The following is a 10,452-nucleotide window of genomic DNA, read 5'->3' as shown; positions in this document are numbered from 1 at the left end:
GGTCGGGGCGGTGGGGGGGCCGCGCCGGGTTGCTCGCCGTCCGGGCCGAGTTCACCGCGCTGCTGCTTGGCGGTACGCAGATCGTCGATCCAGCCGAAATCCTCGGCCACCGGCTCCGGGGGAGCCTCCTCGGCCCGGCCACGACCCCAGCGTCGACCCTTGGCGCGGGGGTCGCGCCGCTCCTCTGGACCGTCCTGCGGTCGCTCCCCACCACGCGATGTCACTGCTGACCCTCCCCGACGGCGTCGCTGCCGTCCTCATCCGCCCCAGCGGCGTGCCCCGCGCCCGACCGGTGGCGGCCGTCCGGCCCCGCCGGCCCGTCGGTGCGCGACACCGGGGCGGGCAGCCCGCGGACGATGCGGCGCAGCAGGGGCAGGCGGGCAGCCACCGCCCGCTCCACGCCGTGGCTGCTGGGATGGTAGTAGTCGGTTCCGACGAGATCGTCGGGAGCGTACTGCTGGGTGACCACCCCGCGCTGGTCGTCGTGCGGGTAGCGGTAGCCGGTGCCGTGCCCCAGGCCACGGGCTCCGGCGTAGTGGGCGTCGCGCAGCCCGCGCGGCACCGGACCGCCCCGGCCGGCGCGTACGTCGGCCATCGCCGCGCCGAGGGCGGTGGTGGCCGAGTTCGACTTCGGGGCGGTCGCCAGGTGGATCACCGCCTGGGCCAGGTTGAGCTGGGCCTCGGGCAGGCCGACGAACTCCACCGCGTGGGCGGCGGCGGTGGCCACGGTCAACGCGGCCGGGTCGGCCATGCCGACGTCCTCGCTCGCGAAGATCACCAGCCGGCGGGCGATGAACCGGGCGTCCTCCCCGGCGACCAGCATCCGGGCCAGCCAGTGCAGCGCGGCGTCCACGTCCGAGCCGCGCATGCTCTTGATGAAGGCGCTGGTGACGTCGTAGTGGGCGTCGCCGTCGCGGTCGTAGCGCACCGCGGCCACGTCGACCGCCTGCTCGGCGGTGGCCAGATCGATCCGCCCGGTGCCCAACGCGGTCGCCGACGCCGCGGCGGCCTCCAGCGCGGTCAGCGCCTTGCGCACGTCGCCGCCGGCGAGGCGTACCAGGTGCTCCTCGGCGTCGGCCTCGAGGGTGAGCGTGCCGGCGAGGCCGCGCTCGTCGGCGACCGCGCGGCGCAGCAGGCCGCGCACGGCCGCGTCGTCCAGCGGTTGGAGGGTGAGCAGCACGCAGCGCGACAGCAGCGGCGAGATGACCGAGAAGTACGGGTTCTCCGTGGTCGCGGCGAGCAGGGTGACCGTCCGGTCCTCGACCGCCGCGAGCAGCGAGTCCTGCTGGGTCTTGCTGAACCGGTGCACCTCGTCGATGAAGAGCACGGTCTGCGGGCCGCCCGCGCGCCGCTGCCGCCGGGCCGTGTCGATCACGGCGCGGACGTCCTTCACCCCGGCGTTGAGCGCGGACATGGCGACGAACCGGCGGTCGGTGGCCCGGGCCACCAGGTGGGCGATGGTGGTCTTGCCGCTGCCGGGCGGGCCCCAGAGGATCACCGACAGCGGTGCGCCGCCGCCGACCAGTTGGCGCAGCGGCGCGCCGGGGGCGAGCAGGTGGTCCTGCCCGACCAGTTCGTCGATGCTCGCCGGGCGCATCCGGACGGGCAGCGGGGCGTCCTCCCCCGCCGCCGGGAATCCGTCGGCACCACCCGGGCCCGCCGGGGCGCTGGCCGCGGCGGGTCCACCGAGGGTGAACAGGGTGTCGGATTCCATCAGCAAGACAGTACCGGGCGGGGACCGTGACGCCGGAATCGCGCCGCACTCCCCGCCCACCCTGATCAATCGCGGTCAGCCGCGACCCGGCCGCCGGCCCCGGTACCAGCGACCGCCGCCGCCTGAACGCGGGCCACTGCCAACCCCGGCCAGGTAGAGCGCAAGCAGCAGCAGGCCGATCAGCACGAGGGTGTGCCAGTTGAACAGGTCAGGGGCGCCGAAGTTGGTGTTCAGCAGGTCGATCAGGAGCGCGAAGCCGAACACGATGGCGGCGAGGATGGCAAGCATGGCGGTGTCCTCCGGTGGGGGTTCCAGTAGGTCGACCGGGATGTACCCGATCGGTCGGTCCGCCAATCTCCACCCTGGATCGAGCGCGTCGCGCCGACCCGATCTAGGCTGCTTTCATGATCAACACAGCTCACAAGCTGGTGGGCCGGGCAGCGCTCCTCGCCGCGACCGGCCACCACCCGTTCGCCCGGCACGTGATCCGTCCCGGAACGCGACCGCGCGGCTGGCGGTCCGAGGACCTCGTGGCGTGGCTGCTGCCGTCCGGAACCGGCCCGGCGGGCGGGGCCATCGGTGTCGCGGCCCCGGCGGTGGACCTCTTCGCCGCGCTGGTCGCCGAGGGCGTGCTGCCCCACGGGCAGTGGGTGCAGCTACCCCGGACCGACCCGCAGACGCTGGCCGGGCGGTTCGACATCGCCCGCCTCGACGAGTGGGACTTCCTCTGGACCGACGCGCCGCCACCCCGGCAGACCGACGAGGAGCGGGTGGTACGCCTGACCGACGCCGACCACCCGGCGCTGGCGGCGCTGATCGACGAGGCGTACCCGAGCACCACCTCGCGCCCCGGCGATCCGGGGATCGTCGACTGGTACGGCATCCGCGACGGCGACCGGATCATCGCCTGCGGCGCCGACCGCAGCCGGGGCGACATCGGGTTCCTCGCCGGGCTGACCGTTGCCCCGGACCGGCGCGGTCGAGGGCTCGGCGCCGCCCTGACCGCCGGGATGACCCGCGCCCTCGGCAGCCGGTACGACCGGGTGGCGCTCGGCGTCTACACCGACAACGTGGGCGCGATCCGGCTCTACCGACGGCTCGGCTTCACCGGTGCCCTGGCCCGCACCTCGATCCAGCTCGGCTGAGCGGGGTGGCCGGGTCACCCGGTGCCGCTCGCTGCTGGCTCGCGTCGCCCGTCCGTCCCGGCCTCCGGCCGGCCCGGTCCGTCCACCCCGTCGGGATCCACCGGTTCCTCGGCGCCTGCGCCGCGCCGGCCGGCCCGCCAGGCCGGCAGGTAGAGCGGGGCGGCCACGGCCAGCACCAACGCTCCGAGCAGCATCGCCGGGGCGACACCGCGAGCGTCGGCGAGGGCGGTGAGCAGCACCGCGCCCAGCGCGAAGCCCGGCTGCCCCATCATCGAGTTCAGCGAGACCACGCTGGTGCGGTACGGCCCGTCGACCTGGCGGTGCAGCAGGCCCATGTGCAGCGGGTTCGACGCACCGTGCACGGCATAGCAGGCCAGATAGGCCACCAACACCCCGAGCGGACCGGCGAACAGTCCCATGCCGACGACGGTGCCGCCCTGGACGACCCGCAGCAGCACGGCGCTCGGCGCGGCACCCGGCCACCGCAGCAGCAGCGGCGTCAGCGCCGCACCGGCCGCCGAGGCGAGCCAGGCCGCCGAACTGGCCGGACCGAGCAGCGCCGCCGCCCGATCGGCGTCGCCGACCACCTCGGCGAGGCGGACCGGCAGCAGCGACTCGAAGGTCACCATGCCGAAGCCCCAGAACAGCTCGACCGCGACCAACGCGAGCAGCACCCGGGAGCGGCGCAGCAGCCCGAACGCCCGACCGACCATCCGGGGGGCCTCGACGACCGAGGCGCGCAGCGCGCCGAGGCCCTGCGCGGGGCGGGTCTCCACCAGCAGGGTGAGCAACGCGGCCAGGGCCACCGCCTGGAGGGCGAGGGCGACCAGCACGGGCAGGGTCAGGGCGCTCACCGGGCCGACCGGGCCGAGGGCGACCAGGCCGCCGCTGAGCAGGGCACCGGCGCCGATGGCGACACCGGCGACGGTGCCGGCGAGGCCGAGACCGCCCTCGTACCTCGCGCCGGGGTCGGCGGCCAGGGTGGTGTCGACGTACCAGGCGTCCAGGGGGCCGCTGTCGAGCGCCCGGTAGACGCCCTGCAACGCCCAGACCAGGAAGAAAAGCGCGAAGGAATCGGCGGTCGCGAAGACGGCCAGCGAGACCAGGCTGAGCGCCCAGGCGGTGACGAGCACCGGTTTGCGGCCCAGGGCATCGGCAAGGCCACCGGTGGGCAACTCCAGGGCGAGCACCACCAGGGCCTGCGCGGTGGAGACCAGGCCGATCTGTGGCAGCGACAGGCCCCGCTCCTGCATGAGCAGGACCATGACGGGGATCATCAGGCCGGTGGGCGTCCAGCGCAGACCGTGCAGGGCGAGGTAGCGCAACCGGATCTGGCGTACGGACAGCCGGCTCACCGCTTCCCCCGCCACAGCGGGTAGGCGGCCACGAAGACCTGCACCTGCTCGGCGCCCGGCTCGGTCGGGTCCGCCTCGTCGCGGTAGCGCTCCAGGACCTGCCACACCTCCGCCATGAGCGCTTCGAGCCGGGCCGGCGGGACCGTCAGGAAGATGTCGCCCATGCCGAAGGCGTCCCGCCAGGCTGGTGACCAGCCCTGTTCGGCGTCGAACCATCGCTCGGCGTGTTCGACCAGCAGCCGCACCTGGTCGCCGTGGATCCACCGGACGGCCGCACGGGCATCCGGGTCGTCGTCGAAGTCGGTCGGCTCCCAGTTGGTGACCTCGTGCGCGGCCCGCCACCAGCGCTGCCGCCCGCCGGCCCGGTCGGGATTTTCGACGACCAGCCCGACCTCGGCGAGCTGGCGCAGGTGGTAGCTGGTCGCGCCGGTGTTGGTGGCGAGCAGCTCCGCCAGCCTGGTGGCGGTCGCCGGCCCGCTCGTACGCAGCGCCCCGAGCAGCCGCATCCGCAGCGGGTGCGCCAGCACCCGGACCTGCCGGTGGTCGAGCCGGACCTCACGGGGCGCGGGTGTGTCCGGCCGGTCGTCGCGCGTCATGGCATGCACAATATCTGTGCACAAATTCTTTGCACAAGGTTTGTGCTTGACGGGGGTCGAGTCGGCGGCGCGTACCGACCCACGTCGGGGTCAGGAGGTGAGGAGTTCGGTGATCCCCCGCAGCCGGATCCGGAGCAGGCCGGCGGCCCGGGACGAGTCGAGGCGTAGCCGCGCCGGACGCAGCGGTCGCGGCGGCGAGTGCGCCGCGCCGTCGGCGGTGATCCGCCAGTCGTCGTTGCGGTACGCGGTGCCGATCACGGCGTCCGGCCGTACCCGGGCCCACCAGTTCCCACACGGCAGCCCGGTCGGTGACGTCCAACCGGTGCGCGGTGACCCGGGGATCTCCACCGGGTGCGTGTGCCACGTCCCCGTCACCGGCCAGCCCGCGGCGACCCCCGCCGGCACACCTGTCCGCCGAGGAACCCGCTGGCTCCCACCACGAGCATCCGCATCCGGCCACCACCCTCCTCACCGACGAGCGCAGGTCCGCGTCGTGCCGATTGGCGGATCACGACGCGGACCTGCGCTCGACAGGGACGGCGGTCAGACCGGGTCGGCCACCGGGGCTGCCGGGCCGGCGGTGCCGGCGTGTGCCCCGGTCGGGGCCTTGGGCTTGGCGTCGATGCCGGCCTCGGTGCGCTGCTGGGCGGTGATCGGCGTCGGCGCTCCGGTCAGTGGGTCGAAGCCGCCCCGGGTCTTCGGGAAGGCGATCACCTCGCGGATGGAGTCGGCGCCGGCGAGCAGCATGCAGACCCGGTCCCAGCCGAAGGCGATGCCGCCGTGCGGCGGGGCGCCGTACTTGAACGCCTCCAGCAGGAAGCCGAACTTGTCCTGCGCCTCCTCCGGGGTGATGCCCAGCAGGTCGAAGACCCGCTGCTGCACGTCGCCCCGGTGGATACGGATGGAGCCGCCGCCGATCTCGTTACCGTTGCAGACGATGTCGTACGCGTACGCCAGCGCCCGGTCCGGCGCCTCCTCGAACCGGTCGACCCACTCGGCGTTGGGCGAGGTGAACGGGTGGTGCACGGCGGTCCAGCCGCCCGCCCCGCCGTTCTCCTGGTCGGAGGTCGGCTCGAACATCGGCGCGTCAACCACCCAGCAGAACGCCCAGGCGGACTCGTCGATCAGGTTGGCCCGCTTGGCGATCTCGACGCGGGCCGCGCCGAGCAGCTCCTGCGCCTCACGGGCGTTCGGGCTGGCGGCGAAGAAGACCGCGTCGCCGGGCTTCGCGCCGACCGCGTCGGCGAGGCCGGCGAGGTGCGCCTCGGAGAGGTTCTTCGCCACCGGGCCGCGCGGCGCGCCGGTTTCGGCGTCGAGCACCACGTACGCCAGGCCCTTCGCGCCGCGCGCCTTGGCCCAGTCCTGCCAGCCGTCCAGCTCCTTGCGGGTCTGGGCCGCGCCGCCGGGCATCACCACCGCCCCGACGTACCCACCGGCGTCGATCGCGCCGGCGAACACCCGGAACTCGGTGCCGCGCAGGTAGTCGGTCAGCTCAGTCAACTCGACGCCGTAGCGCAGGTCGGGCTTGTCGGAGCCGTACCGGGCCAGCGCGTCGTGCCAGGTGATCCGCGGGATGGGCCGGGGGATCTCGTAGCCGGCCAGGTCGGACCAGAGCGCCGCGACGATCGCCTCGCCGAGGTCGATCACGTCGTCCTCGGTGACGAAGGACATCTCGATGTCGAGCTGGGTGAACTCCGGCTGCCGGTCGGCGCGGAAGTCCTCGTCGCGGTAGCAGCGGGCGATCTGGTAGTACCGCTCCATGCCGCCGACCATCAGCAGCTGCTTGAACAGCTGCGGCGACTGCGGCAGCGCGTACCAACTGCCCGGCTGGAGCCGTACCGGCACCAGGAAGTCGCGGGCGCCCTCCGGGGTGGACCGGGTCAGCGTCGGCGTCTCGATCTCCAGGAAGTCCCGCTCGTGCAGTACGGCACGGGCCAGCTGGTTGGCCCGGGACCGCAGCCGCATCGCCTTCGCCGGGCCGCTGCGCCGCAGGTCGAGGTAGCGGTACCTGAGCCGGATGTCGTCGCCGGCCTCCACCTGGTCGTCCACCGGCAGCGGCAGCGGGGCCGCCTCGGAGAGCACCTCCAGCGCGCTGGCGGTCACCTCGATCTCGCCGGTGGGCAGCTCCGGGTTCTCGTTGCCCTCGGGACGGCGGGTCACCTCGCCGATGATCTTGACGCAGAACTCGTTGCGCAGCGCGTGGGCGTCCTCCTCACGGAAGACCACCTGGACCACGCCGGAGGCGTCACGCAGATCGACGAAGATCACACCGCCGTGGTCGCGCCGGCGGGCCACCCACCCGGCGAGCGTCACCGTGGTGCCGGCGTCCGTCGCGCGCAGGCTGCCGGCGTCATGGGTACGGATCACGACTTGCGTCTCCTCATCTGCGGTACGTCTCTGCCCTGGCATTCTGTCAGCCCTACCGAACGCACGGTTCGCCACCCGCCGAGCGAGGGTCCGGCGGGTGGCGAGGCTGCCCAGTGGACGGAAGAGCCTAGCCCGGGATGTCCCAGGCGGTCACCTCGATGGTGGTCGCGCCGTCGTCAGCCACCCCGACCACGTGGACCAGGACCAGCCGCCACACGTCGCCCCGCGCCCGGGCTTCGACGGCGTTGGTGGTGAGGCAGAGCGCGGTGCCCTTGCGGGCCGGGATGGCCGCGTTCCGCGCCACGAGCGCGGCGTCGATCTTCGCGCCGCAGTCCTGCGGCTTCATGCCAGGTCGACCCTCTCTGCTGCCATCCACCCCGTCCAGCAGCCGAAACACCGTCGGTTCGTTGTTGCAGCCACCGCTGACCCGGATCTCGGCACCGGCCACCTCGTTGCTGGTTTTCGGCTCGTCCAGATCGGCGTACTGCGGATAGCTGCAGGTCGGCGTCAGCAGCAGGACCTGCCGCTCGTACTTGGGCTCGTAGACGGTCTGCTCGTTCAACTCGGGCTTTTCGTCCTGCGAGCGGGGTGGCGGGTCGGTGGTGGGCAGCGCCTCCGTCGGTGCGTCCGCCGGCCCCGACGCGTTGCCGGGCGGGGACGGCGACGGTACGTCCGCCGGGCCGCGGGCGAGTGCGATCGACTTGGCGTCCTTGGCCTGGTCGACCGCGCGCCAGGCGAACAGGGCCGCGCCGAACGCGACCAGCAACGCCAGGGCGGCGACGCCGAGCGCCAGCAGGGCGACCGGGCGCCCCGACGCGGGCGGCCGGGCCGGTGGGTCGGGCGGCCGGGGCGGCGGCGCACCCGGCCCGCCGGCGGCCGGCGGAGCGGCGCGAGGACCGGACGTCGGGTCGCTCTGCGGCTGGTTCACCGGGGCACCTCCTGAGCACTGTCGCAACGGGATGTCGAGACTCCCTGGCGTTACTGACAGAAACAAGAAGCGCCCACTATCACATAGGCGACAGTTGATCAGGCGAGTACCCCGTCACCGGTCCGCCGATGATAGAAACTGACACCTCGTCCGGCATCGGCATTCGGGAGAGACGTGGTGACCGTCGACAGCGATTCCCCCACCGACACCGGGAACGGCGGCCCCGGCCACCGCGCGGGGCGGGGTAGGCAGGTCGGCCTGGCGCTGACGGCGCTCGGCGTCCTGTTCGCCGGGACCGGCCTGGCTCGCGACTACTTCGACGTGACCTCGGGTGACGCCGAGGGCGAGCAGCAGACGGCGCAGGTGCCGTCCGGTCCACCGGGTCCACCGACCCCGACCGGCGGTGTCGCGGGTACGCCGGGACCGACGGCGGCGCCGTCCGCACCGGCCGGCACCCTGCTCGACACGCTGGAGGTGCAGGCCGGCGCCGCCAACCTGGTCGAGCTGCCCCGGACCCTGGCCAGCCAGGCCGGTCACGACCGGTCGATCGCCATCTCCTGCCCCCGCAACACCAACGCCGACAAGCACCGGGAGGTGCTCTATCCGCTGCACCGGCGGTATCTCGAGCTGACCACCGTGGTCTGGCACTGGTTCCCCGACGATCCACAGGCGCAGGCGGCCGTCACCGTCCTCACCAACACCGAACAGCCCGACGGAACGTTCCAGCGGCTGGAGCGAAAGGTCGTCGCGGCCCGGCACGGGGCCTCCGTCCCGCTCACCGCCAGTGTCGAGGGCGCCGACGAGTTGGTGCTGCGCGTCCATTGCAAGTGGCCGAAGGGCGTGGTGGTGCTCACCGGTACCCGGCTGACCCCCGGCTGAGGCCAACACTCCGGCAGCGCGCCCCGCGGCCGGTAGGAACGCGGACGGGCCGCCGGTCACCCGGCGGCCCGTGCGCTGGTGGATCAGATGATGCTCACGCCGTAGACGCTGAGCGCCTCGGTGACGGGCTGGAAGTAGGTGGTGCCGCCGATGCGGCAGTTGCCGTTGCCGCCGGAGGTGAGGCCCAGGGCGGTGCTGCCGCTGAACAGCGCGCCGCCGCTGTCACCCGGCTCGGCGCAGACGTTGGTGCGGATCAGGCCGGAGACGCTGCCCTCGGCGTAGTTCACCGTGGCGTTGAGTGCGCGGACGCTTCCGCTGTGCAGGCCGGTGGTGCTGCCGGAGCGCTGCACACTCTGGCCGACGTACGCGTTGGCGGCGCCGGTGACGTCCCGGTAGCTGCCGTTGTAGAGGTAGACGTTGCCGGTGGCGTTGGCGGAGTTGCTGTGCCGGACGATGCCGTAGTCGTTGCCCGGGAAGCTGCTGCCGGTTCGGGTGCCGAGCAGGCTGGTCTGACCGGAGTTGGCGTACCAGTTCGAGGCGATGTTGGTGCAGTGCCCGGCGGTGAGGAAGTAGGTCGCGCCGGCGCTGTTGCGGACGTTGAAGCCGAGCGAGCAGCGACCGCCGCCGCCGGCGTAGATGGCCTGCCCGCCGGAGATGCGGGTGCTCAGGACGCCGGCCTCGGCCTCGATCCGGATCGCGCCGCCGGCGCGGGCGGCGGCGGCCTTGACCCGCTCCAGCTTGGCGCCGGTGACGGTGCTGTCCACGGAGACCACGACCTGGTTGGTGGCCGGGTCGGTCCACCACGCGGTGCCGGGGATCTTCGCCGTGCGTTCCAACTCGGCGGTGGCGGCCTTCAGCACGGCGGCGCCCCGGGTGACGATCTTCGGCGTGGCGCCGGCGGCCCGCACCTGGCGGGCGGCGGTCGCGTCGGTCACGGCCACGACCATCTTGCCGCTGGCGTCGGCGTACGTGCCGGCGGCGCGGTCGCCGAGCCGGTCGACCAGGCCGGCGGCGGCGTCGGGTGTCGCCGGGGTGGGCGCCGCCTGGGCGGGTGCGCCGAGCAGCGCGCCGGTGACCAGGGTGCCGGCCAGGGCGACGGCGGCGGCGCGGCGGAGCGATGACCTCGTGGGTCGCATGTAACAACCTCCGGAAGGGAGCGATGGGTGGCGTCACGGCGACGCACCCCGGGGAAACCCGGCCGACCTGGGGAAACCGGCCAAGTGAGGAAAGTATTCACATATTTAAGATCGCAGGCAAGACATGTCTTTGCCCGATTTAGCCCCGCCGCCCCATGTAACCCCGATGTAACATTGTGGACAGTGATAAGGATCGATATTATCTGGCCACCGCAGCACGCCGGCACCCGTGATCCGGAGGCCAACCATGCCCCTCGCCCGACGCGCGCTGTCCACCCTCGGCAGCGCCACCGCTCCCGTCCTGCTCGCCGCCACCCCCGCCGCAGCCGGCC

Annotated in this window: 11 protein-coding genes; 2 read left to right on the top strand and 9 right to left on the bottom strand. The window is 73.4% G+C overall.

Annotation, left to right across the window (positions count from 1 at the left end; translation table 11 throughout):
• The 3 genes from E1182_RS25625 to E1182_RS25615 form a co-directional block, all read right to left on the bottom strand.
• The coding region (locus tag E1182_RS25625; protein ID WP_132269891.1) for a hypothetical protein at positions 1–224 on the bottom strand (224 nt) is incomplete at its 3' end.
• A complete protein-coding gene (locus tag E1182_RS25620) occupies positions 221–1,714 on the bottom strand; it encodes a replication-associated recombination protein A (protein ID WP_132269889.1) in 1,494 nt (497 codons plus the stop codon). The genes E1182_RS25620 and E1182_RS25625, both read right to left, overlap by 4 nt.
• Before the next feature lie 75 nt (positions 1,715–1,789).
• Complete coding sequence (locus E1182_RS25615) at positions 1,790–2,002, bottom strand: hypothetical protein (protein ID WP_132269886.1); 213 nt, start codon at positions 2,000–2,002, stop codon at positions 1,790–1,792.
• Positions 2,003–2,118: 116 nt separating this feature from the next.
• On the opposite strand from E1182_RS25615, the gene E1182_RS25610 reads away from it, so the two are divergent.
• Positions 2,119–2,859, top strand: a complete 741-nt coding sequence (locus E1182_RS25610) for a GNAT family N-acetyltransferase (protein WP_132269884.1) — start codon at positions 2,119–2,121, stop codon at positions 2,857–2,859.
• A gap of 14 nt (positions 2,860–2,873) precedes the next feature.
• Here the strand turns inward: E1182_RS25610 and E1182_RS25605 are convergent, their stop codons facing one another.
• The 5 genes from E1182_RS25605 to E1182_RS25585 form a co-directional block, all read right to left on the bottom strand.
• Positions 2,874–4,214: an MFS transporter gene (locus E1182_RS25605; RefSeq protein WP_243706418.1), complete on the bottom strand. Its 1,341-nt coding sequence runs from the start codon at positions 4,212–4,214 to the stop codon at positions 2,874–2,876.
• Positions 4,211–4,810, bottom strand: a complete 600-nt coding sequence (locus tag E1182_RS25600) for a helix-turn-helix domain-containing protein (RefSeq protein ID WP_132269882.1) — start codon at positions 4,808–4,810, stop codon at positions 4,211–4,213. The genes E1182_RS25605 and E1182_RS25600 overlap by 4 nt, the downstream gene beginning before the upstream one ends.
• Before the next feature lie 90 nt (positions 4,811–4,900).
• The gene (locus tag E1182_RS31760; protein ID WP_207921517.1) at positions 4,901–5,185 is read right to left on the bottom strand and encodes a hypothetical protein; all 285 of its coding nucleotides are present in this window, start codon (positions 5,183–5,185) and stop codon (positions 4,901–4,903) included.
• A gap of 168 nt (positions 5,186–5,353) precedes the next feature.
• Positions 5,354–7,177: an aspartate--tRNA ligase gene (gene aspS / locus E1182_RS25590; protein ID WP_132269880.1), complete on the bottom strand. Its 1,824-nt coding sequence runs from the start codon at positions 7,175–7,177 to the stop codon at positions 5,354–5,356.
• A gap of 127 nt (positions 7,178–7,304) precedes the next feature.
• Positions 7,305–8,105, bottom strand: coding sequence for a hypothetical protein (locus E1182_RS25585; protein WP_132269878.1), 801 nt, complete (start codon positions 8,103–8,105; stop codon positions 7,305–7,307).
• Positions 8,106–8,282: 177 nt separating this feature from the next.
• On the opposite strand from E1182_RS25585, the gene E1182_RS25580 reads away from it, so the two are divergent.
• Entirely contained in the window at positions 8,283–8,984 is a 702-nt protein-coding gene (locus E1182_RS25580) for a hypothetical protein (protein WP_132269875.1), read from the top strand.
• Positions 8,985–9,067: 83 nt separating this feature from the next.
• Here E1182_RS25580 and E1182_RS25575 read toward each other — a convergent pair whose 3' ends face one another.
• Complete coding sequence (locus E1182_RS25575; protein WP_132269873.1) at positions 9,068–10,120, bottom strand: S1 family peptidase; 1,053 nt, start codon at positions 10,118–10,120, stop codon at positions 9,068–9,070.
• Positions 10,121–10,452 lie beyond the last annotated feature (332 nt).

It is taken from the genome of Micromonospora sp. KC721 (assembly GCF_004348355.1).
GTDB lineage: Bacteria > Actinomycetota > Actinomycetes > Mycobacteriales > Micromonosporaceae > Micromonospora.
This window is presented reverse-complemented; position numbering and strand designations above follow the sequence as displayed.

What these genes read in the sequence shown, in the direction of transcription:
- E1182_RS25600 (WP_132269882.1), bottom strand. Translation starts at nt 4,810, where the DNA reads ATGACGCGCGACGACCGGCCGGACACACCCGCGCCCCGTGAGGTCCGG.
- E1182_RS25610 (WP_132269884.1), top strand. Translation starts at nt 2,119, where the DNA reads ATGATCAACACAGCTCACAAGCTGGTGGGCCGGGCAGCGCTCCTCGCC.
- E1182_RS25620 (WP_132269889.1), bottom strand. Translation starts at nt 1,714, where the DNA reads ATGGAATCCGACACCCTGTTCACCCTCGGTGGACCCGCCGCGGCCAGC.
- E1182_RS25575 (WP_132269873.1), bottom strand. Translation starts at nt 10,120, where the DNA reads ATGCGACCCACGAGGTCATCGCTCCGCCGCGCCGCCGCCGTCGCCCTG.
- E1182_RS25615 (WP_132269886.1), bottom strand. Translation starts at nt 2,002, where the DNA reads ATGCTTGCCATCCTCGCCGCCATCGTGTTCGGCTTCGCGCTCCTGATC.